General features: G+C 63.6%; 20 protein-coding genes. 12 read left to right on the top strand and 8 right to left on the bottom strand.

Features of this window, described 5'->3' with window-relative positions:
- Window positions 1–53: 53 nt before the first annotated feature.
- The 3 genes from CAF77_RS08925 to CAF77_RS08915 all read left to right on the top strand — a co-directional run bounded on the left by CAF77_RS08925 (window position 54) and on the right by CAF77_RS08915 (window position 1,651).
- Entirely contained in the window at window positions 54–542 is a 489-nt protein-coding gene (locus tag CAF77_RS08925; protein ID WP_085654310.1) for a DMT family transporter, read from the top strand.
- A gap of 3 nt (window positions 543–545) precedes the next feature.
- The gene (locus CAF77_RS08920; RefSeq protein WP_039770319.1) at window positions 546–1,001 is read left to right on the top strand and encodes a DMT family transporter; all 456 of its coding nucleotides are present in this window, start codon (window positions 546–548) and stop codon (window positions 999–1,001) included.
- A gap of 482 nt (window positions 1,002–1,483) precedes the next feature.
- Window positions 1,484–1,651 (top strand): metallothionein, encoded by a 168-nt coding sequence (locus CAF77_RS08915; protein ID WP_074689145.1) that lies wholly within the window; start codon window positions 1,484–1,486, stop codon window positions 1,649–1,651.
- A 24-nt stretch (window positions 1,652–1,675) separates the two neighbouring features.
- Here the strand turns inward: CAF77_RS08915 and CAF77_RS08910 are convergent, their stop codons facing one another.
- Together CAF77_RS08910 and CAF77_RS08905 are read right to left on the bottom strand one after the other, a co-directional pair.
- Window positions 1,676–1,948 (bottom strand): hypothetical protein, encoded by a 273-nt coding sequence (locus CAF77_RS08910; protein WP_074689143.1) that lies wholly within the window; start codon window positions 1,946–1,948, stop codon window positions 1,676–1,678.
- A gap of 38 nt (window positions 1,949–1,986) precedes the next feature.
- Window positions 1,987–2,214 (bottom strand): DUF6555 family protein, encoded by a 228-nt coding sequence (locus CAF77_RS08905; protein ID WP_011335095.1) that lies wholly within the window; start codon window positions 2,212–2,214, stop codon window positions 1,987–1,989.
- 137 nt (window positions 2,215–2,351) lie between these two features.
- On the opposite strand from CAF77_RS08905, the gene CAF77_RS08900 reads away from it, so the two are divergent.
- The 3 genes from CAF77_RS08900 (at window position 2,352) to CAF77_RS08890 (ending at window position 4,391) form a co-directional block, all read left to right on the top strand.
- Window positions 2,352–3,140: a helix-turn-helix domain-containing protein gene (locus CAF77_RS08900; protein WP_064380894.1), complete on the top strand. Its 789-nt coding sequence runs from the start codon at window positions 2,352–2,354 to the stop codon at window positions 3,138–3,140.
- Window positions 3,141–3,229: 89 nt separating this feature from the next.
- On the top strand, window positions 3,230–3,403 hold the full coding sequence (locus tag CAF77_RS08895; RefSeq protein ID WP_007958996.1) for a DUF1427 family protein: 174 nt from the start codon (window positions 3,230–3,232) through the stop codon (window positions 3,401–3,403).
- A gap of 31 nt (window positions 3,404–3,434) precedes the next feature.
- Window positions 3,435–4,391 carry a zinc-binding alcohol dehydrogenase family protein gene (locus CAF77_RS08890; protein WP_064380892.1) on the top strand — a complete coding sequence of 319 codons (957 nt, stop codon included), beginning with the start codon at window positions 3,435–3,437 and terminating at the stop codon, window positions 4,389–4,391.
- 63 nt (window positions 4,392–4,454) lie between these two features.
- Here the strand turns inward: CAF77_RS08890 and CAF77_RS08885 are convergent, their stop codons facing one another.
- On the bottom strand, window positions 4,455–5,414 hold the full coding sequence (locus tag CAF77_RS08885) for a nucleoside-specific channel-forming protein Tsx (protein WP_085654309.1): 960 nt from the start codon (window positions 5,412–5,414) through the stop codon (window positions 4,455–4,457).
- 407 nt (window positions 5,415–5,821) lie between these two features.
- Here CAF77_RS08885 and CAF77_RS08880 point away from each other — a divergent pair, with 407 nt between their 5' ends.
- The 3 genes from CAF77_RS08880 (at window position 5,822) to mnmH (ending at window position 18,583) form a co-directional block, all read left to right on the top strand.
- Window positions 5,822–16,345: an autotransporter-associated beta strand repeat-containing protein gene (locus CAF77_RS08880; RefSeq protein WP_085654308.1), complete on the top strand. Its 10,524-nt coding sequence runs from the start codon at window positions 5,822–5,824 to the stop codon at window positions 16,343–16,345.
- A gap of 100 nt (window positions 16,346–16,445) precedes the next feature.
- Window positions 16,446–17,480, top strand: coding sequence for a selenide, water dikinase SelD (selD, locus tag CAF77_RS08875; protein ID WP_064380887.1), 1,035 nt, complete (start codon window positions 16,446–16,448; stop codon window positions 17,478–17,480).
- A complete protein-coding gene (gene mnmH, locus CAF77_RS08870; protein ID WP_064380885.1) occupies window positions 17,480–18,583 on the top strand; it encodes a tRNA 2-selenouridine(34) synthase MnmH in 1,104 nt (367 codons plus the stop codon). The genes selD and mnmH overlap by 1 nt, the downstream gene beginning before the upstream one ends.
- Window positions 18,584–18,610: 27 nt before the next feature.
- Here the strand turns inward: mnmH and CAF77_RS08865 are convergent, their stop codons facing one another.
- The gene (locus CAF77_RS08865) at window positions 18,611–19,285 is read right to left on the bottom strand and encodes a hypothetical protein (protein ID WP_011335086.1); all 675 of its coding nucleotides are present in this window, start codon (window positions 19,283–19,285) and stop codon (window positions 18,611–18,613) included.
- Between the two features lie 295 nt (window positions 19,286–19,580).
- Here CAF77_RS08865 and CAF77_RS08860 point away from each other — a divergent pair, with 295 nt between their 5' ends.
- Together CAF77_RS08860 and hemB are read left to right on the top strand one after the other, a co-directional pair.
- A complete protein-coding gene (locus CAF77_RS08860; RefSeq protein ID WP_064380883.1) occupies window positions 19,581–20,279 on the top strand; it encodes a glutathione S-transferase family protein in 699 nt (232 codons plus the stop codon).
- A gap of 253 nt (window positions 20,280–20,532) precedes the next feature.
- Window positions 20,533–21,507, top strand: a complete 975-nt coding sequence (gene hemB, locus CAF77_RS08855; RefSeq protein WP_064380881.1) for a porphobilinogen synthase — start codon at window positions 20,533–20,535, stop codon at window positions 21,505–21,507.
- Between the two features lie 128 nt (window positions 21,508–21,635).
- On the opposite strand, the gene CAF77_RS08850 is transcribed toward hemB, so the two are convergent.
- Window positions 21,636–23,165, bottom strand: a complete 1,530-nt coding sequence (locus CAF77_RS08850) for an FAD-dependent oxidoreductase (RefSeq protein ID WP_064380880.1) — start codon at window positions 23,163–23,165, stop codon at window positions 21,636–21,638.
- A gap of 194 nt (window positions 23,166–23,359) precedes the next feature.
- On the opposite strand from CAF77_RS08850, the gene CAF77_RS08845 reads away from it, so the two are divergent.
- Window positions 23,360–24,448 (top strand): DUF1615 domain-containing protein, encoded by a 1,089-nt coding sequence (locus tag CAF77_RS08845; protein ID WP_064380878.1) that lies wholly within the window; start codon window positions 23,360–23,362, stop codon window positions 24,446–24,448.
- Between the two features lie 78 nt (window positions 24,449–24,526).
- On the opposite strand, the gene CAF77_RS08840 is transcribed toward CAF77_RS08845, so the two are convergent.
- From CAF77_RS08840 to CAF77_RS08830, 3 genes are all read right to left on the bottom strand, one after another.
- Entirely contained in the window at window positions 24,527–24,889 is a 363-nt protein-coding gene (locus CAF77_RS08840; protein ID WP_085654307.1) for a hypothetical protein, read from the bottom strand.
- Between the two features lie 113 nt (window positions 24,890–25,002).
- Window positions 25,003–25,698 (bottom strand): anti-sigma factor domain-containing protein, encoded by a 696-nt coding sequence (locus CAF77_RS08835; protein WP_085654306.1) that lies wholly within the window; start codon window positions 25,696–25,698, stop codon window positions 25,003–25,005.
- Window positions 25,695–26,228: a sigma-70 family RNA polymerase sigma factor gene (locus tag CAF77_RS08830; protein ID WP_170928941.1), complete on the bottom strand. Its 534-nt coding sequence runs from the start codon at window positions 26,226–26,228 to the stop codon at window positions 25,695–25,697. The genes CAF77_RS08835 and CAF77_RS08830 overlap by 4 nt, the downstream gene beginning before the upstream one ends.
- Window positions 26,229–26,230: the final 2 nt, after the last annotated feature.

Below are 26,230 nucleotides of genomic sequence, written 5' to 3'. Positions count from 1 at the left end.
ACAGCTGCGCCAGCCGATAATCTGCGCCATCGTTTCCTTCAGAGGTTTTTTGGATGCAGTCGTTTGATGAAGTGAGTGCCGCGCCGGCCCCGGTCGCCCGGCCGGGTTTGCGTTTGCTGCTGTTGCCGCTGGTGATTCTGGCCGGCATGGGTTTGTCGATGGAAGCGGGGTTGCTGGGGCCGTTGGGTGAGCAGGTCGGGCACTTGTGGGCGACCTTGAGCATCTTCGGGGTGGGCTCGGCGATTCTGTTTTTGCTGTTGCTGTTTGCGGGGCCACAGAAGGGGCCGGCGCTGACGGATCTGCCGCGCTGGCAGTTGATCGGCGGGTTTCTGGGGCCGATGTATGTGGTGGTGTTGACGCTGGCGACGCCGCATATCGGGATTGCGATGACGATGATTGCGATTCTGTCTGGGCAGGTTGGCAAAAGTGTGTTGATCGACCATTTCGGGTGGTTTGGGGCTACGCGCAAGAAGGTCAATGCTGAGCGGTGGCTGGCGTTGGGGTTGATTGTGGCGGCTTTGGTTTTGATTGCGCGGGGGTGAGTGATGAGTCTGGTTATTTTGTTGGCGGTGGTGGTGTTGGCCGGTGCGGTGTTGAGTGTTCAGGCGGCGATCAATGGGCGTCTTGGGGAAACCGTTGGGGTGTTGCGCAGCAGTTTGTTGACGTTTGTCGTCGGCGCCGTTTCTACGGGGTTGTTGATTTTGTTTTTTGAGCCTGCTCAGGCGGTGAGTTTGCTGGAGGTGCCGAAGTGGCAGTTGAGTGGGGCGCTGTTCGGTGTGGTTTACATGATGGTCATGGTTGGCGCAGTGCCGCGCGTTGGTGCGGCTGTGGCGACGGTGGCGGTGATTGTCGGGCAGTTGGGGATGGGGATGTTGATTGATAATTTTGGGTGGTTGGGGAATCCCGCTATTGAGTTGTCTTCGAGTCGGGTTTTGGCGATGGTTTGTTTGGGGCTGGCGTTGGTGTTCATGTATCGCAGTAGCGTGCGGCAGGCTGTTTGAGCGTGGCGGCCTTTGGGCCGACCAGGCTTTTGTTCGTTTTGCGTGTATATCCGTTTCTTCGGGTGCGGCTGCTGGCGGTTTCGCTCTTACAGCGAGTCACTTTGGCAAACGCCCCAAAGTAACCAAAGGTCTGGGCCCCGGCGTTCGGCCCCTCGCTGGGGCTCGGGGTTCCTTCGTTACGGGATTCATCCGGGGGCATCGCCTCCGGTTTGCTTCGCTGCACCTCCTCTCGATGTGTTCGACTTCGTCGAACGGCGCTACGCGCCCACCCCCGGATAAATCCCTCCACTCAGCCTGCCGATGGGGCCGGCACGTCAAAAGCGGTACTCGAGCTAACGCTCATCGTTGTGACTGGTGACTGGTGACTGGTGACTGGTGAGTGGTGTGGGGTGGGGTGGGAGGTTAGGTGGTTTTCACGTTCTACACTGGTAGCACGGCTGTTCTTTCGGCCTCAGGCAACCACCACCAGAGGAGTCTGTTTCATGGCAGATAGAAAATGCGATTGTCCGGGATGTCGTTGCACGATCAAGGAGGGTGAGCATTCTTATGTGGCGCACGGTAAGCATTATTGCTGTGAGGCTTGTGCGCATCATCACAAAAGTGGTGAGGAGTGTTCGGGCAAGGGGTGTCAGTGTGCGCATCCCAAGTAATCTCGGGTATTGAAAAGGTGGAGCCTAATCAGGCTCCACTTCCAGTTTCAGGCTGTCGTCGTCCAGGCGTTCGGTATGGCGGACGTTGCCGTGCAGGCGGCGGCCTCCGACGTTGACGACGATGGTTTTGGCCTTTTCGAGGTCTTCCGGCAAGGGGGGCGGGACGCGCAGGGCGAAGCGGTAGGGGTCGTTTTCGACGGGTTCCAGGCCAACCGGGCAGTCGACGCTTTTGGTGATGCGGCCGAAGAGGGTGTCCAGGCCGTAGTCCAGGTGCGCCGGGCTGTTGATGGTTGTCATGTGTAATCCCCCGAAAGAGTCCCCGCCTGCGCGCAAGCTTAGCTTGCCGGTCGCCATGTGACGTTTTCCACGCCGAATTTTTCTGCCATCGGCTTGCTGGTCTTCTGCACTTTCTCCCGGCCGAAACGCGGGATGCGGCCGACCCCTGCGTCGCAGCTTGCCCAGTGCCACGCCTCGGTGTTGTCCATTTTGTCCGAGCGGATAATGAACGACTTTGGCGCGCCGTGAAGGGTGTAATCGATGACGTACAGTTTTGCGTTGTTCATAAAGCCCATCTTCCTCCCTGTGGTAATAGAAGGATCGCTGGGCTGCGGGAAAATTCACTCGGATTGTCCGACGGTATCTATCAATGGCGAGGTTCCGGTCGGACTGGTTACCATGGCGCTTTCGCCCACCCCGATGAATGTTCGCCATGGCCCTCGCTGCGCCCCCTGATCTGAGTGATACCGATGTGCCGGTGCAGCCACTGGCGCGCACCTATCCGCGTGGGTTGTTTATCGAGCCGCACGAGCATGTGTGGGGGCAGTTGCTGTATGCAATGAGCGGGGTGATGTGGGTCGAGACCCCGCACGAGGCGCTGGTGGTGCCGCCGCAGCGGGCGGTGTGGTTGCCGCCGGGGGTGCCGCACGGGATTCGGGTGGTGTCGGATTTGCAGATGCGCAATATCTACTTGCGTCCGGCGCTGGCGGCGACGCTGGATGAGACGGTGCAGGTGATCGAGGTCGGCGGGCTGCTGCGCGAGTTGATTGTCGGTCTGGTGGCGCAGGGCGACAGCGGTGATGCCGAGTATTACGAGGCATTGGTCGGGCTGGCGCTGCTGGAGCTGAAACGCGCAAGGCGTTCGCAGTTGAAGATCCCGTTGCCGGACGATGCCGACCGGCGGTTGATGAGTCTGTGTCAGGCGGTGATGGCGGCGCCGTCGCTGGACATTCCTTTCGAGCAGCACGCGGAAAACGCCGGGGCCAGCGTGCGCACCCTGGCGCGGTTGTTCAAGGAAGGGTTGGGCATGGGCTTTGCCGAGTGGCGGCGTCAGGTGCAGTTGGCGACGGCGGTGGCGGAGTTGATTCAGGGCGTGCCGGTCAGCGCGATTGCCCGTGAGCTGGGTTATTCGCCGAGCAGTTTCAGCGACATGTTCCGCCGCGAGCTGGGTGTCGCGCCTTCGCAATTCGATGGCGGGCCGCTCGCCGACTGATTTGGCCGAAATTCAGAAGTCCTTGGCCGATGCCGGTCGCCGCCTTTCCCTAGACTTTGCCCATTCCCTTTGTGTGGCGGAGTGATCCCATGAATTACCTGATTTCACTGGGCGTCGGTCTGGGTGTCGGCCTGCTGTATGGCGCGCTGGATGTCCGTTCTCCGGCGCCGCCGACCATCGCGCTGGTGGGCCTGCTGGGCATGCTGGCGGGCGAGCAGTTGTGGCCGATGGGCCGGCAACTGGTCAGTGGCTGGCTGTCCTGAATTTCCTTTTTCCCATTCGGTGGATGAACTCATGAAAGCACTGCAATTCGATAAAACCGGCGACCTGTCGTCCCTGCGCTTCGTCGAGGTGCCGACGCCGGTGCCGGGCGCTGACGAGGTGCTGGTGCAGATCAAGGCTGCGGGTCTCAATCCCAGCGATGTGAAGAATGTGCTCGGGCGTTTTCCGTACACCACGCTGCCGCGTATTCCCGGTCGGGACTTTGCCGGTGTGGTGGTCGAAGGGCCGCAGGCGTTGATCGGTCAGGAAGTCTGGGGCACCGGGCGTGAGCTGGGTTTTTTCGCCGATGGCTCCCACGCGCAGTTCGTCAAACTGCCGGCCAAGGGCGTGGCGCATAAACCTTCGCATTTGAGTTTCACTCAGGCCGCCAGCCTCGGGGTGCCTTACACCACGGCGTGGGATGCGCTCGAGCGCAGTCTGGTCAGTGCGCAAACCCGTCTGCTGGTGATCGGCGGCGGGGCGGTGGCGACGGCGGCGCTGGCGCTGGCCAAGGTGCGCGGCGCGCAGTTGCTGGCGGCGGCGCGGCGGCCGGAGCAGGTCAAGGATCTGCAGGCGCAGGGTTATCAGACGATTCAGCTGGACAAGCCCGAGGAGCTGGGGGCGCAGGTCGATGCGGTGTATCGCGGCGGTGCCGATGTGATCTTCGACACCACCGGGTTCTGGCTGCCAGCGTCGGTGCCGGCGCTGGCACCGTTCGGGCGCATTGCGATCATCGCTGCGCCGGTGGACGGGCATGTGCAACTGCCCGCGCTGGCGCTCTATCGCAAGGGCGGTTCGGTGGTCGGCATCAACTCGTTGCTGTATGGCGTTGAAGCCTGCGCGGCGATGCTGGATCAGTTTGGCCGGTTCTTCGACGAAGACCTGCTGCCACTGCCGCAAGGGCTGGTCGAAGCGCCGCTGGCCGAAGGGCTGGCGCGGTATGCCGATGTGAATCAGGGCAGTGGCGACAAGGTCATCCTCATCCCGTAATGCGCTACAACCCTGTGGGAGCAAGACCGCTCCCACAGGGACCCTGGTGATTTCAGAGCGTACCTAGAACTGATAACCGACCCCCGCGTAATACCCCCAGCCATTTGAGCGCGCCCGGAAGTTGCCGTCGCCAAAATTCAGCTCGCTGCCATCCTCCCAGTTGCCGCCGTTGTGGAAATAACGGCCGACCAGGGTGAAACGCAGGTGCGTGAACGAGTACAGCAACACGTTGGTCGCCACCGTGGCATTGGCGGTGCGTGCCGGGTTGTCCTTGTGCAGGTCCGAGCCGAAATCGAAGTTGGTGAAGCCGATGTAGGTCAGCGAAGCGCCGTTGCTGAATTTGTCGATCGGCACGATGTACTTGAGCTGCGCGCGGTAGCCATCCCACGAATACTCGTTGCTGGCCCCGTAGTTTTCCCACTGGTAGCGCCCGTACAGGTTGGCCGACAGATTGACCCGCGAATGGGTGTCGATATCGGTGCCTAAACCGCTGTACAGCGTGTTGGCGCGGTTCTCTCTGCGGCTGCCGTGGTCGTAGATCCAGTCGAACGCCACGTACCATTCCTTGAACGGCCCGATGGCCAGGCTGCGCCCGGCGAGGTAGTCGATGGAGATGCGCGGCTCGTGCTCCATGAACACCGGCGAGCCATGGTCCCATACGCCTTTGTCGTGGCTGTTGCCGATGTTGAAGATCTTCGGAATGTCGATGTAGCCATACAGCTCGAACGGCCCCTTGCGCCCGAAGTACTCGTATTCCAGGTAAATGTCGTCGGCCGGTTGCGGGCCGAAGCTGATGTCCTTGCTGCCGATCAGCATCAGGTCCTGGTTGTACCAGTCCGACAGGTACGCGCCTTTTTGCGGCGGGCTGGCTTCAGGGCTGAGGGCTTCTCCCTGGGCGGATTCCTCGGGCAGGGCAGGTTGCGCCAGTGCGGTGTGACTGAGAACTCCGGTAACGCCGGCCAGTAGCAGGGAAACAGCAAAGGTGCGTGCACCGCGACGGCGGTGGCAGTAAGAAACGTACATTCAAAGTCCTTTTTGCAGATCAAGGCCCGAATGATGGGCCCTGTACGGTTTTGTAACGAAAATGCGGTCATTAGCGACTCGCAAACGTTTGCACAAGCCGTACCAGTTTTCCAAGTCACTGAAAAATCGATTGATTCACGGGTTTACCTGGCGATTCGATCAACTCCCCTTAAAAGCGCCTCAAATCGTCCTCAAGCCCTTGCTCAGAACGGCCGGAAGTATCGGCGCAGGGCCTTATCGCACAAAAGTATTAACACTATTTAACCGGTGCCCCATCGCAGGGCATCAACTAGCGTGTGTCTGGAATGGGACGGTTATCTGATGACCGTCATACGCTTGATACGCGTGCTGAATCTTGCCGCAGTTGCACGCTTCAAGGACGAAATCGACCACGAAAGGAGTAGCCCGTGGAAGCAAGGTTTGGTGTCGCCCTCGTTTCGCGTTTTTCCCCACTGTCCCTTGCTGTGCATCTGAGCGTCGCCGGACTGCTGTTCGGTGGTGTCAGCGAGCAGGCGTTCGCCACTTGCTCGGCGGCGGGTTCCACGATTACCTGTTCGGGTGTTCCGACCCTGCCGCTGTTTCTCAATGACTACAGCAGCGCCACCAGCGGCCTGACGGTCAACGTCAACTCGGGCGCGCAGATGAATGCGACGCTGGGCGGCAAGGTCATCAACCTGACCGGGGCCAATATCACCCTGAACAACTCCGGCACCGTCGACCCGGCCTTGCTGGGCCTGGTGTCGATCCTCAGTGGCGGTGCATTCATCGGCACCGGCGCGACCAGCACGGTCAGCGTGGTCAACAATGCCAGCGGGATCATGCGTGGCACGGGGATGTTGCTCGGCCTCAACCTGACCAGCATTGACGGCCTGGCTATCGGCGTGAACAACGCGGTGGCGGGTACCACGACCATCACCAACAACGGCACCATTACGTCCACCGGGCTGTCGGTCGGCGGCATCACCCTGGCCGATACCCCGGTGGTCGGGGTGTATGGTGGTTCGCAAGTCAACATGACCAACAGTGCCAGCGGCACGATCAACGGCCGGATTGCGTTCGAGACGTCGGCAGCAGGCAACACCTTCACCAACGCCGGTAACATCACCGGCGGCGTGTCGATGGGCGCGGGCAGCACCAACACCTTCTACGCGATCACCGGTTCCAGCGTTAACGTCGGTGACGGTGTGCAAGTGTCCGTCGGCCTCGGTGGCCTGGTCGGCATCAACCTGACCTTTGCCCCGACCGGCACCATCGATGGCGGCGCGGGCGGCACCAACACGCTGATCCTGCAAAACCCGATCGGCGTCGGTGGTGGCGTCACCGGGACCGGCACCGCGTCCAGCGCGACCTACGTCAACTTCAACAACCTGACCCTCAACAGCGGCACCTGGACCTTGCAGGGGCCGTTGGTCAGCGGGGCGACCACCCTCAATGGCGGTGTTGCGCAGTTCAACGACAACGCGGCGTTCGGCAGCGGTGTACTGACGTCCAACGGCGGGATCCTCCAGGCCAGTAACGCGGGACTGTCGCTGGCCAACCAGATCAATCTGGGCGCCAGCGGCCTGACCTTGCAGGGCATTAACGGCACCACCCTGAACGGCGTGATTTCCGGTACTGGCGGCCTGACCAAGATCGGCAGCGGCCAGCTCAACCTCAATGGCATCAACACCTACACCGGCAACACCGTGCTCAACGGCGGCACAGTGCTTGTGGGTAACAACTCGGCATTCAGCACTGGCGGCATTACGGTCGGCGGCGCTTCGAGCATCTCGGCAACGACGCCGATTTCGCTGGCCAACGCGATCACGCTCAACAGCACCCTGACCGCAACCGGCACCGGTGCGTTGACCCTGGGCGGGGTGATCAGCGGCGCCAGCAATCTGACCAAAACCGGCAGCGGCAGCCTGACCCTCAACGGCATCAACACCTACACCGGGAACACCAGCCTCAGCGCCGGCACCTTGCGCGTCGGCAACAACAACGCCTTGGGCACCGGGGTGCTCAACACCAGCAACGGCACCAGCCTCGACAGCACCGGCAACGTGACCCTGGCCAACAACGTCGGTATCACCGGTACGTTGAACGTGCTCGGCAGCAATGCCCTGACCCTGGCCGGCGTCCTGTCCGGCACCGGGGCGATCACCAAGAGCGGCAGCGCCAGCCTGACCCTGACCGGCAACAACACCAACAGCGGCAGCACCGCGCTCAACGGCGGCAGTTTGCTCGTCGGCAGCAACACCGCCCTCGGCACGGGCGCCTTGAACGCGGCGGCCGGCACCACTCTGGATGCGACCACCGCCGTGACCCTGGCCAACGCGGTGGCGCTGGCGGCGGATCTGACCATCGGCGGTACTCAGGCACTGGGCTTGAGCGGGGTCATCAGCGGCGCCGGCAACCTGATCAAGAACGGCACCGCGAACCTGACCCTCAGCGGCAACAACACCTTCTCCGGCGGCACGGCACTGAATGCCGGGACGCTGATCGTCGGCTCCAACACCGCGCTGGGCACCGGCGCGCTGACCACGGCGGCGGGCACCACCCTCGATGCCAGCACCACTGTGGCGCTGAGCAACGCCGTCGCCCTCGGCGGCAACCTGAACATTGGCGGCAGCGCCAACCTGACCCTCGGCGGCGTGGTCAGCGGCAGCGGCGGGCTGACCAAGAACGGCGCGGCGAACCTGATTCTCAACGGCACCAATACGTTCCTCGGTGCTGTTGCGTTGAACGCGGGCACCATCACCGCGGGTGCCAACGCTGCGCTGGGCAGCGGCAATATCACCGTCGGCGGCGCGGCGACCCTCGACAGCAATACCGCGGTGACGCTGAACAACAACGTGATTCTCAACAACAATCTGGGGATCGGCGGCAGCAATGCACTGACCCTTGGCGGGGTGATCAGCGGCGCCAGTCAATTGATCAAGAACGGCACGGCCAACCTGACCCTCAACGGCGCCAACACCTTCACCGGCGGCACTGCACTCAACGCCGGCAGCCTGACCGTCGGCAACGGCGCGGCACTTGGCACCGGCACGCTGACCGTGGGCGGGGCGGGCGGCACGCTCAACAGCAGCGCCAACGTGGCGCTGAACAACGCCATCGCGCTGAACGCCAACCTCACCACCGGCGGCGCCAACCCGCTGACCCTCGGCGGCGTGATCAGTGGCACCAGCAACCTGATCAAGACCGGTGCTTCAACCCTGACCCTGACCGGCAACAACACCTACACCGGCGCTACTTCGCTGAACGCCGGGACTCTGGTCGTCGGCTCCAACACCGCCCTCGGCACTGGCGTACTCAACGCCGCCAATGGCACCACGCTGGATGCCAGCACAGCGGCGAGCCTGGCCAACAACGTCAACCTCGGCGGCAACGTGACCATCGGTGGCAGCAACGCGCTGACCCTCGCGGGCGTGGTCTCCGGGGTCGGTGGCCTGACCAAGAGCGGCCCGGCCGACCTGATCCTCAACGGCGCCAACACCTACTTCGGCAACACCGCGCTGAACGTCGGCAAACTGATCGTCGGCAGCAACACCGCGCTGGGCAGCGGTGCACTCAACGCAGCGGCCGGCACCACGCTGGATACCAATACCGCCGTCACTCTGGGCAATCAGGTCAACCTCGCAGGCGCGCTCAATGTCGGCGGCAGCGCGGACCTGACCCTCACCGGCACCGTCGCCGGTGCCGGCAGCCTGGTGAAAGACGGTGCGGCCAATCTGAACCTCAATGGCACCAACACCTACGTCGGCGGCACCACCCTGAACGCCGGTACCCTGACCGTCGGCAACAGCTCGGCGCTCGGCACCGGCGCCTTGACCGTCGGCGGTGCGGCAACAATCGACAGCAGTTCGCCGCTGGTCAGTCTGGCCAACGCGGTCGTGCTGAATGCGGCGCTGAGCGTCGGCGGCACGCAGAACCTGACCCTCGGCGGCGTGCTCAGCGGCACCGGCCAACTGGTGAAAGACGGGGCGGCCAACCTGACCGTCAACGGCACCAACACCTTCAGCGGCGGCACCACGCTCAACGCCGGCAACCTGACCGTCGGCGCGCCCGGCGCATTGGGCAGCGGCACGCTCACCGTCGGTGGCGCCGCGACACTGGACAACAGCAGCGCCTTCACCCTCGGCAACAACATCACCCTTGATGCCGGGCTGACCCTGGCCGGTAACAACGGCCTGACTCTCAGCGGCGTGATCGACGGCGCCGGCAGCCTGACCAAGACCGGCCTGGACGACCTGACCCTCAGCGGCAACAACACCTTCACCGGTGCGCTGAACATTGCCGCCGGCAGCGTCACCACCGTGAGCAGCGGGGCGCTGGGCAACACCTCCGGCGCCAACGTCAGCGCCGGCGCCAGCCTCAATCTGGGCAGCAACGCCAGCCTCAACGGCCTGAGCGGCAGCGGCAGCGTACAGATCGGCGGCGGCAACACATTGACCGTGGGCGGAGTCAGCAGCACCAGCACCTTCGACGGCGACCTGAGCGGCAACGGCGGCCTGACCAAGGTCGGCACCGGCACCCTGAACCTGACCGGGATCAACGGCATCGTCGGCAACACCGCCGTCAACGGCGGCACCCTGAACCTCAGCGGTTCGCTGGCCAGTGCCCAGGTCAACGTCAATACCGGCGCCACCCTCACCGGCAACGGTTCGGCACTCGGCGCGATGACCATCAACAGCGGCGGTCACCTGGCCCTGTCGTCGGGTAATACACTCTCGGCCGGATCATTGACGCTCGCAGCCGGCAGCAATGTCGATGCGGCGCTGGGGACGCCATCGACCACGTCGCTGATGAACGTCGGCGGCAACCTCACCCTCGACGGTAATCTCAACGTCACCGATGCCGGTGGTTTCGGCGTCGGTGTGTATCGTCTGTTCAACTACACCGGTGCCCTGACCAATCTGGGCCTGGACGTTGCCAGCGTGCCGGTCGGTTATGGGCTGGGCGATCTGGTGGTGCAGACCGGGGTCGCCAATCAGATCAACATTCAGGTCTCGGCGCCGAATTCGGACATTCGTTACTGGGATGGCAGCCAGACCATCCCCAACGGCACTGTCGATGGCGGCAGCGGTACCTGGAACGGCGCCGGCACCAACTGGACCGACGCCAATGGTCTGGTCAATCAGACCTGGGCCGGCGACTTCGCGGTATTCCAGGGCACGGCCGGCACGGTATCGGTCAACGGCACGCAACTGTTCACTGGCATGCAGTTCCTCACCGATGGCTACAACGTGGTCAACGGCACCTCGGGACTGCTGACCGCCGTCAACGGCGCCGGCGGCACCACGGCGATGCGCGTTGATCCGGGCGTGACCGCCACGGTTGGGGTGAACATCGACGGCAGCGGCATCCTCAACAAACTCGACGCGGGCACCTTGGTACTCAACGGCGCCAACAGCTACACCGGCGGCACGCAACTCGATGGCGGCAAAATCGTGGTCGGCAGCAACACCGCGCTGGGCAGCGGTGCGTTGATCGCCAATGCCGGCACGCAACTGGACAGCAACACCGCCGTGACCCTGACCAACGCGGCCACGCTCAACGGTAACCTCACGATCGTTGGCAGCAACGCGCTGGCCCTTAACGGCGTGATCAACGGCACCGGCGGGCTGATCAAGAACGGCTCGGCCAACCTGACCCTCGGCGGCAACAACGCCTTCCTCGGCCCGGTGGCATTGAACGCGGGCGGACTGGTTCTGGCGTCGAACAGCGCGCTGGGTTCGGCCACTCTGAACGCGGCGAACGGCACTACCCTGGATGCCAACAGTGCTGTCACGGCGGGTAACGCGATCAACCTGGCGGGCAACCTCGGCATCGTCGGCAGCAACGATCTGACACTCAGCGGCGCGATCAATGGCGCCGGCAGCCTGACCAAGAACGGCGCGGCCAACCTGATCCTGAGCGGGGCCAACAACTTCCTCGGCGGCATCACCCTCAACGCCGGCACCCTGACCGCCGGCAGCAACGGCGCCCTCGGACTGGGCAACCTGACCGTGGCCGGTGCCTCGGCGCTGGACAGCAACACTTCGGTGTCGCTGGGCAACAACGTGGTGCTCAACGCCAATCTGACCAATACCGGCAACAGCGACGTAGCCCTCAGCGGCGTGGTCAGCGGCACCGGCGGTCTGATCAAGAACGGCGCCTCCAACCTGACCCTCAACGGCATCAACACCTACAGCGGCGGCACCACGCTGAACGCCGGCACCGTGACCCTTGGCACCGCGGCGGGCCTGGGCTCCGGCGCAGTGACCGTGGCGGGCGCTTCGACCCTCGACACCACGGCGCCACTGGTGCTGGCCAACAACGTCAACGTCAATGCCAACCTGAGCGTGGCCGGTAACAATAACCTGACCCTCGGTGGCGTGATTGCCGGGGCCGGCACCCTGACCAAAAACGGTCTGGCCGACCTGACGCTGTCCGGCAACAACACCTTCAGCGGCACTTTCGATGTGCAGTCCGGCAGCCTGACCACCCTGGGCAACTCGGCACTGGGCACCAACGCCGGAGTCAATCTCGGCGCTGCGGCGACCCTCAACCTCGGCGGTTCCGGCAGCCTCGCCAGCCTGACCGGCAGCGGCACTGCACTGATCGGCGGCGGCAACACGCTGAGCATCGGCGGCAACAACGCCAGCAGCATTTTCGGCGGTGTGCTCACCGGCACCGGCGAGTTGAGCAAACTCGGCACCGGCACGCTGACCCTGACCGGCCTCAACAGCCTGACCGGCAACACCACGGTCAACGCCGGCACCTTGAACGTCAGCGGCTCGCTGGACAGCGCCAGTGTGCTGGTCAACAGCGGCGGCACTCTGACCGGCGGCGGTTCGCTCGGCGGGGCCGTGACCGTGGCGGATGGCGGTCATCTGGCCGGCGCTACCGGCAGCACGCTGTCGGTGAATTCGCTGGTGTTCAACGCCAACTCCAACTTCGATGTCGGCCTCGGCACACCGGTGTCCGGTGGCGGCAACGCGCTGGTCAACGTCGGCGGTAACCTGACCCTCGACGGCACCCTCAACGTCAGCGACATCGGCGGCTTCGGCAGCGGCGTGTACCGGTTGATCAACTACACCGGCGGCCTGACCGACAACGGCATGCTGATCGGCACCGTGCCGGGCAGCGTCACCCCGGGCGACCTGACCCTGCAAACCGCACTGGCCAACCAGATCAACCTTTTGGTCACCGCACCAGGCGTTACCGTGCAGTTCTGGGACGGCAACCAACTGGTCGCCAACGGCTCGGTGGATGGCGGCAGCGGCACCTGGGGTACCGGCACCACCAACTGGACCGACGTCAACGGCACCACCAATCAGGCCTGGACCAACAACTTCGCGGTGTTCCAGGGCACGGCGGGCACCGTCACGGTCAACGGCGCGCAAACCATCACTGGCATGCAATTCGTCACCGATGGCTACAACCTGCAGAACGGCACGGCCGGTTCGCTGAATCTGGTCAACGGGTCGCTGGGCAATGCCACCGTTCGGGTCGATCCGAACGTCACCGCCACCGTGGGCGTGGCGCTCAACGGCGCCGGCACACTGGGCAAATACGACACCGGCACCCTGGTGCTCAACGCCGCCAACGGCTACACCGGCGGCACCGCGCTCAATGGCGGCAAGATCGTGGTCGGCAACAACGCCGCCCTCGGCACCGGCGTGTTGACCGCCGCCAACGGCACGGCGCTGGACAGCAACACCGCGGTCAGCCTGGCCAACGCCGTGGTGCTCAACGGCGGACTCACCGTCACCGGCGCCAACGCATTGACCCTCGGCGGTGTGGTCAGCGGCAGCGGCAGTCTGATCAAGACCGGCGCATCGAGCCTGACCCTCAACGGCAGCAACACCTACAGCGGCGGCACTCAACTGTCCGGCGGCTCGCTGATCCTGGGCAACAACAGCGCGATCAGCAGCGGCGCCCTCAGCGTGCTGGGCAACGGCACCCTCGACAGCACCAGCGCGCTGCAACTGGCCAACGCCATCAACCTGGGTGCGGAATTGACCCTGGCCGGCAACCAGAACACCACGCTGCTCGGTGCGATCACCGGCAGCGGCAGCCTGGTGAAAAACGGCAGTGGCGACCTCGTTCTCAGTGGCGCCAACACCTACAGCGGCGGCACCACGCTGAACGGCGGCAGCACCCGTGGCGACACCAGCAGCCTGCAAGGCGCCATCGTCAACAACGCAGCGCTGACCTTCGAGCAGAACAGCGACGGCAGCTACACCGGCAATCTGACCGGCGCCGGCAACCTGAACAAAACCGGCACCGGCGCCTTGCTGCTGACCGGCAACAACACCTTCACCGGCAACACCGCGGTGCAGGCCGGTGCGCTGAACGTCAACGGTGTGCTCAACAGTGCCAACGTCAACGTGGCCAGCGGGGCGAAAATCGGCGGCAGCGGCGTGTTCGCAGGCACCGTGCAACTGGCCGACGGTGCGACGCTGACCGGTGGCGGCGCTGCAACGCCGTTGTCGGTGGGTTCGCTGGCATTGTCTTCAGGCACCAACCTGGACTTCAGCCTCGGCTCGGCCGCCAGCTCCACAACCGTGGTCAACGTCGCGGGCAACCTGACCCTCGACGGCACGCTGAACATCAGCAATGCCGGCGGCTTCGGCACCGGGGTCTATCAACTGTTCAGCTACGGCGGCAGCCTGACCGACAACGGTCTGGTCTACGGCAGCCTGCCGGTGTCGGCGGCCAATCTGACCCTGCAGACCGCGCTGGCCAATCAGGTCAACCTGCTGGTGCAGAACACTCCGGGTGAAGTGCAGTTCTGGAACGGCGGCACCACCAATCCGGATGGCAGCATCGGTGGCGGCAGTGGCGTGTGGGGCCCGGGCACCAACTGGACCGATCCGAGCGGAACCCAGGCGCTGGCATCGAACGGTCAGTTCGCTGTGTTCGGCGGGCAGAGCGGCACAGTCACGGTGCAAGGCAATCAGAACTTCACCGGGTTGCAGTTCCTGTCCAGCGGTTACAGCCTGGTTCCAGGCGCTGGCGGTACGCTGACCCCGGTCAACGGCCCGGCCGGCAGCCTCGCGCCGGTGCGGGTGAATGCCGGTGGCAGCGCGGAAATCTCCGCACCGCTGGTGGGCACTGGCGGTATCGAGAAGCTGGATTCCGGCACTCTGATCCTCAGCGGCGCCAACACTTACAGCGGCGGCACCACGGTCAGCGGCGGTACGCTGATCGGCAATACCACCAGCCTGCAAGGCAACATCCTCAACAACGCATCGCTGGTGTTCCAGCAGAACACCAACGGCCAGTTCAACGGACGCCTCAGCGGTGTCGGCGCCCTGGCCAAACGCGGTGCCGCGCGCCTGCTGCTGACCGGTGATCAACCCTTCAGCGGCACCGTGGCGGTGGACCAGGGCGTGCTGCAAGTCGGCAGCCGCGCGGCGCGGGCCTCGCTTGCCGGGCAGGTCACCGTGGCCAACGGCGCGGGCCTGAGCGGCAATGGCAGCGTCGGTTCGGTAGTCAACCATGGCGTGGTGGCTTCCGGTGGCGAGGATGGCACCTTGAGTGTCGCCGGCAACCTGAGCAACGCCGCTGACGGTGTGCTGGCCCTGACGGTCAGCTCGCCGACCGCCACACCACTGGCGGTCGGTGGTACCGCCACCCTGGGCGGCGGTCTGCAGGTCAACAGCCTGGCGCCGTTCACCGGCAATACCGTGTACTCGCTGATCACCGCCGGTGGCGGAGTGACCGGCACCTTCAGCGCCGCCGACCTGCCGCAATACGCGTTCCTCAATACTGCGCTGGTGTACGACGCTAACGCGGTGAACCTGGTGGTCAGCCGCAACGGCAATTCGTTCGTCGACGTCGCCGCCACCCGCAACCAGCGCAATACCGCCTCGGCGTTGATGCGCAACGGCGCGGCGGGCGCTGCGTTGCAGAACGAAATCATCAACCTCAGCGTGGCCGGGGCACGTAACGCCTTCGACAACCTGTCGGGGGAAATCCATGCCAGCACCGCCAGCGCAATCCTCGAGGATTCGCGCTACGTGCGGGACGCGGTCAACGACCGTATGCGCCAGCCGTCGTGCAGCGCGCCGGACGATCCACGTCGCGCCCTGGCTCCTAGCGAAAACCAGCTGAGCAGCAATGGTTGCCACGGCGAAATGGTCGGCTGGGCCCGCGCGCTCGGCGCCTGGGGCGAGTCGGACGGCGATAGCAACAGCGCGAAACTGGATCGCAACCTGAGCGGTTTCATGCTCGGCACCGACAAGCAGCTCGACGACCAATGGCGCGTCGGCATGGCCGCCGGCTACACCCGCAGCGATCTGGATGCCCATGATCGTCGTTCGAATGCCACGGTCGAGAGCTACCACCTGGCGGCGTACCTCAACTCGCAATTCGATGCTTTGGCAGTGCGCCTCGGCGCGGCGTACAGCTGGCATGACATCGAGACCAAACGCGACGTCAGCGTCGGCGCCTACAACGATCGGTTGAAGGCCAATTACGACGCCCGCAGCGCCCAGGTGTTCGGTGAAGTCGGCTATGCCATCGAAGCGGCCGGGATCGCTCTGGAACCGTTCGCCGGTCTGGCGTACGTCAACTACGACAGCGACAAGGCCAAGGAGAAAGGTGGAGTGGGGCGCCTGCGCGCCGAGTCCGATCAGGACATCACCTTCTCGACCCTGGGCGTGCGCGCCGGCAAGGTCATCACCCTGGCCAACGGCGGGCAATTCACCCCGCGCGCAGCCCTCGGCTGGCGGCATGCCTTCGGTGATACCAAGCCTGACGCCGACCTGACCTTCATCGACGGCGGCGCCTCGTTCAACACCCAGGGCGTGCCGATTGCCAAGGACAGTGCGGTGGTCGAAGCGGGTGTGGACTTCCAGATCAGCCCGACCGGCAAACTCGGTATCGGTTACTCGGGGCAGCTGTCGAACGAGAGCAACGACCATGCGATGACCATCAGCTTCAGCCTCGGGTTCTGATTCAGGAGCGAAGCACTTCAGCCGCCCGTAAGGGCGGCTTTTTTTTGCCCGCCGGCCCCTCTGCTAGAATCCCTCCCACTGCCTCCCGGAGACTGCCCCCATGCCCGAGCCCATCCGTCTGACCCAATACAGCCACGGCGCCGGCTGTGGCTGCAAGATTTCGCCCAAGGTGCTGGAAGTGATTCTGGCCGGCAGCGGGGCGCAGAACCTTGATCCGAAACTGTGGGTCGGCAACGCGTCGCGCGATGACGCGGCGGTGTATGAAATCGATGCCGAGCGCGGGGTGGTCTCGACCACGGATTTTTTCATGCCGATTGTTGATGACCCGTTCGACTTCGGCCGGATCGCCGCCACCAATGCGATCAGCGATATCTACGCCATGGGCGGCGATCCGTTGATGGCGATTGCGATCCTCGGCTGGCCGGTCAATGTGCTGGCGCCGGAAGTGGCGCGGGACGTGATACGGGGTGGGCGAGCAGTGTGCGATGCGGCGGGGATTCCACTGGCCGGCGGGCATTCGATCGATGCGCCGGAGCCGATCTTCGGTCTGGCCGTCACGGGGCTGGTGGAGAAGCGCTTCATGAAACGCAACGACACCGCCACCGCCGGTTGCCTGCTGTACCTGACCAAACCATTGGGCATCGGCATCCTCACCACCGCCGAAAAGAAGGGCAAGCTGCGCCCCGACGACATCGGCGTGGCCCGGGACTGGATGTGTACGCTGAACAAGCCCGGCAGCCGTTTCGGCAAACTGGCCGGGGTCACCGCCATGACCGACGTCACCGGGTTCGGGCTGCTCGGGCACCTGGTGGAAATGGCCGACGGCAGTCACCTGACAGCACGCATTTTTTACGACCGGGTACCGCGTCTGGCGAGTGTGGAGTATTACCTTGAACAGGGCTGCGTGCCGGGTGGCACCTTGCGCAATTTCGACAGCTATTCGAGCCGCGTCGGGCGGGTCCAGGAATTGCACAAGCGAGTGCTGTGCGATCCGCAGACCAGCGGCGGTCTGCTGGTGGCCGTGACGCCTGAAGGCAATGCCGAATTCCTCGCCGTCGCTGCCGAACTCGGCCTCGCGCTTGAGCCGATCGGTGAGTTGATCGGGCGACAGAGCCATGCGGTCGAGGTGAATTGATGTCCATCGACGTCACCGACTACCGCGACATCTTCCTCAACGACCGGCCGCTGATGGACGCCCGTGCGCCGGTCGAGTTTCACAAGGGCGCGTTTCCAGGGGCGGTCAATCTGCCGCTGATGAATGACATCGAGCGCCAGCGGGTCGGCACTTGCTACAAGCATCACGGTCAGCAGGCAGCCATTGAGCTGGGCCATCAACTGGTGTCCGGCCCGGTGAAGGAAGAGCGTATCCAGGCCTGGGCGGAGTTTGCCCGGACGCATCCCGAGGGTTATCTGTATTGCTTTCGTGGCGGCCTGCGTTCGCAAATCGTGCAGCAGTGGCTGAAGTCGGAAGCCAGCATCGATTACCCGCGTATCGGCGGTGGCTACAAGGCACTGCGGGGTTTTCTGATCGACACCCTCGAATCAGCCTTGACCGACTGTGATTTCGTGTTGCTGGGCGGCATGACCGGCACCGGCAAGACCGAAGTGCTGGCGCAACTGCGCAACAGCGTGGATCTGGAAGGCCATGCCAATCACCGGGGCTCAAGTTTCGGCAAGCGCGCCACCGGTCAGCCGTCGAACATCGATTTCGAGAATCGGCTGGCCATCGACTTGCTGAAAAAACGCGCCGCCGGCATCGATCAGTTTGTGCTGGAGGATGAGAGCCGGGTGGTGGGCAGCTGCGCGCTGCCCTTGCCGTTGTATCAGGGCATGCAGCAGTACCCGATGGTCTGGCTGGAAGATCGTTTCGAGCAGCGCGTCGAGCGGATCCTGCGCGATTACGTGGTGGATTTGTCTGCCGAGTTTCAGGCTGTGCATGGGGACGAAGGCTTCGGGCGGTTTTGCGAGCGCTTGCTGGAGAGCCTCGACAACGTGCACAAACGCCTGGGCGGCGAGCGGCACCGACGGATGCGGGTGTTGATGGAAGAGGCGCTGGCAGAGCAGGGCCGCAGTGGGGCAGTGGAGTTGCATCGCGCTTGGATCGAGGGTTTGCTGCGCGAGTATTACGACCCCATGTATGTGTTTCAGCGCGAGAAGAAGGGCGGGCGGATCGAGTTTGCGGGGGAGCGGCGGGCTGTTATCGAGTACCTGCGTCAACGGGTCAAACCCCCGGCCTGAAGGGGCCCGAGCAGGCCCCGGGCAAATTCAGGTCGGACAGCTTTCCTGGCCGTTATCCAGCCCCTGTTTGTAGCTGTGGCTCTGCAGGCTGGCCTTGCCGTTGTGCCAGGTCAGGGTCAGCACATACAGCGAGTCGTAGTCGCTGGATTCCCAGTCATCGGTGATTTTCTGTTTTCCGCCTACCGCATTGCCGGCAACCTTGTTGATCAATTCAGGAAGGTAACCATGGGACCATGCGGTGTAGATGGTCGAGTTGTGGTACTTGTCGTCGGTCAGTTCCCGGGCCAGGTCGCTGGTGTCGTTGGCCGAGAACTCGATGTTCACCGGCAGGCCGAGTTTGATCGCGGCGGGGCTGATGGTCATCAGCGGGCGGATGTAGCTGTAGGAGTTGTCCAGTTCGCCTTCCTCGACATTGCGCGTTGGGTTGGCGGCGAACACGTAGTCGGCCTTGCCGAATTTTTCCGGCAGCAGGGTCGACAGGTCGATCGCCCGGTTCAGGCCCTGGCAGTTGAGCTGGCCGAGACCACCGGCCGGTTTCTCGGCATGGCGCAGGAACACCAGGGTCTGGGTGCCGTCCACCGGTTGCGCACGGCTTTCGCTGGATTCCAGCGACAGGAACAGCGCGCTGACCGCCAGCAGGGTGGGCAGGGCCACATACGCGCGATGTTTGAAGCGGTTGGCGACTTTCATCAAGTTCGTCATGGGATAAGGCGTCTTCAGTCTGTTCGGTTAAGGCTGACAAACCTCTGCACCGGGGCACGCGCGCCGGCTGTTTTCCCTGTCATCACTGGCTTGCTTGGAGCCCCCTGAGGCCCGTTTGGTTCGATCCGCTTGAGTGCGCCGCACTTTACCGTTGAGGCTGCGCGGTTGGAGGGAAGGTTAACCACAGGATGTTGCGGATTTAAGTAAGCCGGCGGGCGAGGGCGTAAAGAACCCGAGCCAGAGCGCTGTTCGTGGATTATGCTCAGGCCTTTCATTTTGTGACTGGATGCTACACATGACTGATCTGTCCGCGTTCCCGATCACCCAGAAATGGCCGGCGCAGTACCCTGACTGGATTCAGCTTTATTCCCTGCCGACCCCCAACGGCGTCAAGGTCTCGATCATGCTCGAAGAAATCGGCCTGCCCTACGAGCCGCATCGCGTGGGCTTCGATACCAACGACCAGATGTCTCCGGAATTTCTGTCGCTGAACCCGAACAACAAGATTCCGGCGATCATCGACCCCCACGGCCCCGAGGACAAACCGCTGCCGTTGTTCGAGTCCGGCGCGATCCTGATCTACCTCGCCGACAAGAGCGGCCAGTTGCTGGCCCAGGAAGGCGCGCTGCGCTACGAAACCATTCAGTGGCTGATGTTCCAGATGGGCGGCATCGGCCCGATGTTCGGCCAGCTCGGTTTCTTCAACAAATTCGCCGGCAAGGATTACGAAGACAAGCGTCCCCGTGACCGCTACGTCGAGGAAAGCCGCCGCCTGCTCAACGTCCTGAACACCCGCCTGGAAGGGCGCGACTGGATCATGGGCGAGCGCTACACCATCGCCGACATCGCCACGTTTCCGTGGGTGCGCAACCTGATCGGGTTCTACGAGGCAGGCGATCTGGTCGGCATCAACAACTTCCCGAACGTCACCCGGGTGCTGGAGCGCTTCCTCACGCGGCCGGCGGTTGTGCGCGGCCTGACCATTCCTTCCTGATTTCAAGGTTAAACACCCGACCCTGTGGGAGCTGGCTTGCCAGCGATGAGGCTGTCACAGTCAACATCGATGTTGATTGACCCATTGCTATCGCTGGCAAGCCAGCTCCCACAGGTCATCGGGTGGTTCTGATGATTATTGCGTCTTGGGTAATGCACTGTTGATTGATCCAGGTTTGTACCCCGTCCCCCGCAAGGCATAAGCTTCGCCCCCTACGACTTTCGTCTCATCCGCTGTTTTCAGGAAAGGCCCCATGTCCAGTCAGTTCCCCGAAGCACGTCCACGCCGTCTGCGCCGCAATGCGAGCCTGCGCAGCCTGTTCCAGGAAACCGAGTTTTCCCTCAACGATCTGGTGCTGCCGATCTTCGTCGAAGAAGAGATCGACGACTTCGTGCCGATCAAGAGCATGCCCGGCGTGATGCGCATTCCCGAGCGCAAACTGGCCGGCGAAATCGAGCGTTACGCCCGCGCCGGGATCAAATCGGTGATGACCTTCGGCGTGTCCCATCACCTGGACGCCAACGGGAGCGACACTTGGCGCGAAAACGGGTTGGTGTCGCGCATGTCGCGAATCGCCAAGGACGCCGTGCCGGACATGATCGTGATGTCCGACACCTGCTTCTGCGAGTACACCGACCATGGCCATTGCGGCGTGATGCACAACCATGAGGTCGACAACGACCAGACCCTGATCAACCTCGGCAAACAAGCGGTGGCAGCAGCCCGTGCTGGTGCTGACGTGATCGCGCCGTCGGCAGCGATGGACGGTCAGGTGCGGGCGATTCGCCGGGCACTGGACGACGCCGGCTTCACGCAGATTCCGATCATGGCCTACTCGACCAAATTCGCCTCGGCGCTCTACGGCCCGTTCCGCGAGGCCGGTGGCAGCGCGTTGAAAGGCGATCGCAAAAGCTATCAGATGAACCCCATGAACCGCCGCGAAGCCCTGCGCGAATCGTTGCTCGACGAGCAGGAAGGTGCCGACGCGCTGATGGTCAAACCGGCCGGCGCGTACCTGGACATCATCCGCGACATCCGCGAAGCCTCGAACCTGCCGCTGGCGGCTTATCAGGTCAGCGGCGAGTACGCGATGATCAAGTTCGGCGCCCAGGCCGGGGCCATCGACGAAGATCGCGTGGTGCGCGAAAGCCTCGGCGCGATCAAGCGCGCGGGTGCGGATCTGATCTTCACCTACTTTGCGATGGACCTGGCCCTGGCCGGGATTTAAGCAACACCACAAAACCCAATGTGGGAGCGAGCTTGCTCGCGATATCGGCGTATCAGACAACCCTGCATTGACTGACAGACCGCTATCGCGAGCAAGCTCGCTCCCACAGTGGTTTGTGGTGTTCTGAATCAGGTGAAAAACGGCCGGATCCCGTGGTCACGGAAATACCGCTCGATCACCTTCGGATCCGCGCTGTTGTCGGCAATCGCCACGTAGGTATCAGGGCGCAGCAGGTAAAAGCCGTTGCGCCCCAGGCCCGCCGTTTCAAACGCCGGACGCCAGTCGAACACGTGCAGCGGCAAGTGATGTTCATTGCACCAGGCGATCATCTCGTCGCTGGTGTCGCCGTACACATGCACCTGCCAGCTCGGATGGCGCAACGGCTCGTAATTGTCCCCCTCGCCATCATGGGCCCACGGCAAGCGGTCACCGCCGTGGACGTGCCCGGCCACGCCTTCGCTCAATGCCATGCCCCGATAGTTGACGGTGATCTGCGACACCGTGCGAAACAGGAACTCGCGGCTGCTCTCGAATGAGGCCATTTTCGGAATCAGGAACGGCGCCAGCCGGGTGCGTAACAGGTCGGCCATGCGGCCTTCGGCGGTGACGAAGCTGAAGACCTTGTCGGTGGTCGACACCAGTCGCCGGGCGAAGGCGATGCGTTCGGTTTCATAGCTGTCGAGCAGTGTGGGCGTGGCTGCGCCGCCGAGCACTGCCGCGAGTTTCCACGCCAGATTGATCGCATCGCCGATGCCGGTGTTCATGCCCTGACCGCCGGCCGGACTGTGCACATGCGCCGCATCGCCGAGCAGAAACGCCCGGCCCTGGCGAAAGTGATCCGCCACCCGATGATGTACGCGGTAGGTGGAGAACCAGTTGACGTCCTCGATGTGCACGTTCAGGTGTTCGATGGCGCGATTGCTGACATCCGAGAATTCCAGGGTTTCGGCGCGATCCGCACGTTCGTCGCGCACGGTGCCGATCAAGCGCGCACGGCCTTCACCGGCCAGCGGGAACACCGCGAGAAAGTCCGCCTCATCCAGATCCAGATGCAACTCGCCATTGAGCGCCGGGCCGCTGGCCCGCACATCGGCGACGTAGAAAATCTGCTGATAGGTGCCGCCGGGAAAACCGGTGTCGAGGGTTTTGCGCACAACCGAACGAGCGCCGTCACACCCGGCCAGATAGCAGGCCTGGCAGATTTCCTGCTCGCCATCCGGCAGGCGCAAATGCGCGGTGAGGCCATCGCCGTTTTCCGTGAAGCTCTCCAGCGTGGTGTTGCGTTCGACGGTCACGTCGTAGTCTTCGAGGCGGTCTATCAACAGCCGCTCGTGTTCGTCCTGCGGGTACATTTCCAGAAAGGCATAGGGCGTCAGGCCTTCGCCGATGCGGTTGAGCGGCAGCTGCGCCACGGGTTTGCCCTTGACCCAGAAATTCGCCGCCGCCACCCGGTGACCGTTGCGCACCACCGCGTCGGCCAGATCCAGTTGCCGGTACAGCTCAAGGGTGCGCGCCTGCACCGCCAGCGCCCGCGAAGTGGTGCCCGGAGCGGAAGCTTTGTCGATGATGCGCACGCGCACGCCCAGTTTGCTCAGCCACAGGGCCAGCACCAGCCCGGTGGGGCCCGCGCCGATGATCAGAACATCACTGCGGTTCATGGTCTGTCCTCCTCGCGTGTCCTGATCCGAGACGTGCAACTAAGTGTGCAGCAGCAAGTATGGATCAGACGGCGAGGGCGGCCAGTCGGCCTGCCAGACGGGACGATGGAACAGCGCCGCCGGCCCGCAGTCCTATCCTGCACCCTGCGATTGAGCGTAGGGTTAACCCGGCTCAACGGACTGGATGAAGCGTTATGCACACCCCTCGATTATTCGTCAGCCTCGCCGCGCTGCTGGTACTGGCCGGTTGCGCCGGTCAACGCAGCGAAGAACCGGCGCCGCGCCCGCCCGCCGAGGTCAAGGCGCAGATCGTGCGCCTGCTGCCAGCAAAAACCGTTGACCGCCAAGGCTGGGCCACCGACATCTACGCCGCGTTCGCGGCCCAGGGCATCAGCCCGACCACACAGAATCTGTGTTCGGTGCTGGCCGTCACCGAGCAGGAATCCACTTTCCAAGTCGATCCGCCGGTACCCGGCCTGGGCAAGATCGCCCGTGACGAAATCGACCGCCGCGCCGCCAAGGTGCATATCCCGAGCCTGTTGGTCAGCGGTGCCTTGCAGGTGCGCTCGCCCAACGGCAAGACCTACAGCGAACGCCTGAGCGCCGCCCGCAGCGAAAAGGAATTGAGTGCGATTTTTGACGACTTCATCGGCTCGGTGCCGATGGGCCGCACGCTGTTCAGCGGTTTCAACCCGGTGCACACCGGCGGGCCGATGCAGGTCAGCATCGAATTCGCCGAACAGCACGCCAAGGACTATCCGTACCCGGTGGACGGGACGATTCGCCGCGAGGTATTCAGCCGTCGCGGCGGGATGTATTTCGGCATCGCCCATTTGCTCGGTTATCCGGTGAGTTACCGCGAACCTTTGTACCGCTTCGCCGACTTCAACGCCGGCTGGTACGCCAGTCGCAATGCGGCGTTTCAGAACGCGGTCAGCCGGGCGTCGGGGATTCCGCTGGCGCTGGATGGCGACCTGATCCGCCCGGGCGCGATCATGCCGGGCAGCACTGAACTGGCGGTGCGCGCCCTCGGCAAATCACTGGGCATGCGCAATCCGGTGATCCGCGATCAACTGGAGAAGGGCGATAGCCTGGCCTTCGAGGAGACCAAACTGTATCAACGGGTCTTCGAGCTGGCGGAGCGTGCGGAAGGCAAGTCACTGCCCCGTGCGGTGTTGCCGGGCATCGTGCTGCAGAGCCCGAAGATCACCCGCAAACTGACCACGGCGTGGTTTGCCAAACGGGTCGACGAGCGTTATCGGCGCTGCATGGCCAAGGGCTGAGGACGATCAAAAAGGTATAAAAAAACCCGGCTGACGGGAGCCGGGTTTTTTCTGGGTTGTTGCGGTCAAGCCATTCATTCAAGCAACGCGGCTTTCGATCAGACGATCCGAGCCACCTTCAGCAACGCGGCGTTCAATCAGACGATCCGAGCCACCTTCAGCAACGCGGCGTTCAATCAGACGATCCGAGCCACCTTCGGCAACGCGGCGTTCAATCAGACGGTCCGAACCACCTTCGGCAACGCGGCGTTCGATCAGACGATCCGAACCACCTTCGGCAACGCGGCGTTCGATCAGACGATCCGAACCACCTTCGGCAACGCGCTGTTCGATCAGACGATCCGAACCGCCTTCGGCGATCATGGTGTGGGCCGGTTTGGCGGCAAATGCGTTGAAGGCCAGAACCGAGAGGGCAATGCTGAGGATGACTTGGCGTTTCATGATTGTGTGCTCCGGGGGTGTTGTTTGTTTGGTATGGAGCCGATGTTACGCCCGGGATTTTTTAAGAGAACTTCATTGACGTGATGGTGAACATCGACGTCGATGATGGTTTGTCACAGCACCTTCACTGCGCGGCCAATTGCCTGGATCGGCCCGGTGGGTTTACCGATCGGCGAGCCGTTGGCGCCTTCCAGCGTCAGCTCGAACAATTGGTTAGGTTGCAGCGGCGGCAGTTTGTCCAGCGGGATCGACAGCGCTTGCCCTGGCTTGACCAGCCCCAGCGACACCGGACCCTGCCAGCTGTCGGCCTTGGTCCAGAATTCCAGCGCCTTGTCCGTCGGCACCTCGACCACGCCCAGCGGAATCAACTGAATCTCCCGCGGACTGCTGGCCTGGATCACCCAGCCCGGCGCCTTGTCCTGCGGGGCGACCAGCACCACCAGAAAGCTTGGTTTCGGCGTGGTCTGGGTCAACAGGATCGAGCCCAATAACAAGGTTGCAGCCAGTCCGGCAGCGCTCAAGCCGCGCCACAGCGACAGACGGTTCCACCAGGAAATCTCTGGCGCCCTCTTATGGGTGAGTTGCCCGACACTGCGTTCGATGCGTTGCCACAACTGCGACGAGGGCTGATGCGCCGGCGCGAGGTCGGTCAGTTCCAGCAGGCGCCGTTCCCAGGCGTCCACGGCCGCTTGCAGCTCGGGCTCGTTGGGCAACCGCCGTTGCACTTCGGCGCGCGCTTCGGCCGAGAGGGTGCCGAGCACGTATTCGCTGGCCAGTTCATCGCGTTCCTGCGCCGATTCGGTGGTCATCCCATGCACTCCCGCAACGCATTGAGGCTGCGCTTGATCCAGGCTTTGACGGTGCCCAGCGGCGTGTCGAGGCGTTGGGCGATCTGTGCGTGGCTGTAACCGTCGACGTAGGCGTGAAGGATGCAGCGGCGGCGTTGCGGTTCCAGTTGATGCAGGCAGCGATGGATGCGGGTCGATTGCGCCAGCGCATCGAAGTCGTCATCAATCGCCGGAGATTCGTTGCTGTCGTTCAACGGCGTTTCCCGGTCGTGATTGCGCAGCACATTCAGCGCCAGATGGCGGGTCACGCTGAACATCCAGCCTCGGGCCGAACCGCGCGCCGGATCGAAACCCGCCGCGCCGGCCCAGATCTTGATGAATGCGTCGTGAACGATGTCTTCGGCCAGCGCCGTGTCGCGCACCAGACGTCGGGCCACACCGAGCAGCCGCGGACTTTCCTGCACATACAATTCGCGCAGGGCCCCGCGCTCGCCGCGAGCACAGGCGGCGAGGCGGGCTTCGTAATCGAACGCGGTTTCGGGTAATGGCATGT

Origin of the sequence: Pseudomonas sp. R15(2017), from assembly GCF_002112685.1 — a bacterium.
Classification (GTDB): Bacteria; Pseudomonadota; Gammaproteobacteria; order Pseudomonadales; family Pseudomonadaceae; genus Aquipseudomonas; species Aquipseudomonas glycinae.
This window is presented reverse-complemented; position numbering and strand designations above follow the sequence as displayed.

What these genes read in the sequence shown, in the direction of transcription:
- CAF77_RS08925 (WP_085654310.1), top strand. Translation starts at nt 54, where the DNA reads ATGCAGTCGTTTGATGAAGTGAGTGCCGCGCCGGCCCCGGTCGCCCGG.
- CAF77_RS08920 (WP_039770319.1), top strand. Translation starts at nt 546, where the DNA reads ATGAGTCTGGTTATTTTGTTGGCGGTGGTGGTGTTGGCCGGTGCGGTG.
- CAF77_RS08915 (WP_074689145.1), top strand. Translation starts at nt 1,484, where the DNA reads ATGGCAGATAGAAAATGCGATTGTCCGGGATGTCGTTGCACGATCAAG.
- CAF77_RS08910 (WP_074689143.1), bottom strand. Translation starts at nt 1,948, where the DNA reads ATGACAACCATCAACAGCCCGGCGCACCTGGACTACGGCCTGGACACC.
- CAF77_RS08905 (WP_011335095.1), bottom strand. Translation starts at nt 2,214, where the DNA reads ATGAACAACGCAAAACTGTACGTCATCGATTACACCCTTCACGGCGCG.
- CAF77_RS08900 (WP_064380894.1), top strand. Translation starts at nt 2,352, where the DNA reads ATGTTCGCCATGGCCCTCGCTGCGCCCCCTGATCTGAGTGATACCGAT.
- CAF77_RS08895 (WP_007958996.1), top strand. Translation starts at nt 3,230, where the DNA reads ATGAATTACCTGATTTCACTGGGCGTCGGTCTGGGTGTCGGCCTGCTG.
- CAF77_RS08890 (WP_064380892.1), top strand. Translation starts at nt 3,435, where the DNA reads ATGAAAGCACTGCAATTCGATAAAACCGGCGACCTGTCGTCCCTGCGC.
- CAF77_RS08885 (WP_085654309.1), bottom strand. Translation starts at nt 5,414, where the DNA reads ATGTACGTTTCTTACTGCCACCGCCGTCGCGGTGCACGCACCTTTGCT.
- selD (WP_064380887.1), top strand. Translation starts at nt 16,446, where the DNA reads ATGCCCGAGCCCATCCGTCTGACCCAATACAGCCACGGCGCCGGCTGT.
- mnmH (WP_064380885.1), top strand. Translation starts at nt 17,480, where the DNA reads ATGTCCATCGACGTCACCGACTACCGCGACATCTTCCTCAACGACCGG.
- CAF77_RS08865 (WP_011335086.1), bottom strand. Translation starts at nt 19,285, where the DNA reads ATGACGAACTTGATGAAAGTCGCCAACCGCTTCAAACATCGCGCGTAT.
- CAF77_RS08860 (WP_064380883.1), top strand. Translation starts at nt 19,581, where the DNA reads ATGACTGATCTGTCCGCGTTCCCGATCACCCAGAAATGGCCGGCGCAG.
- hemB (WP_064380881.1), top strand. Translation starts at nt 20,533, where the DNA reads ATGTCCAGTCAGTTCCCCGAAGCACGTCCACGCCGTCTGCGCCGCAAT.
- CAF77_RS08850 (WP_064380880.1), bottom strand. Translation starts at nt 23,165, where the DNA reads ATGAACCGCAGTGATGTTCTGATCATCGGCGCGGGCCCCACCGGGCTG.
- CAF77_RS08845 (WP_064380878.1), top strand. Translation starts at nt 23,360, where the DNA reads ATGCACACCCCTCGATTATTCGTCAGCCTCGCCGCGCTGCTGGTACTG.
- CAF77_RS08840 (WP_085654307.1), bottom strand. Translation starts at nt 24,889, where the DNA reads ATGAAACGCCAAGTCATCCTCAGCATTGCCCTCTCGGTTCTGGCCTTC.
- CAF77_RS08835 (WP_085654306.1), bottom strand. Translation starts at nt 25,698, where the DNA reads ATGACCACCGAATCGGCGCAGGAACGCGATGAACTGGCCAGCGAATAC.
- CAF77_RS08830 (WP_170928941.1), bottom strand. Translation starts at nt 26,228, where the DNA reads ATGCCATTACCCGAAACCGCGTTCGATTACGAAGCCCGCCTCGCCGCC.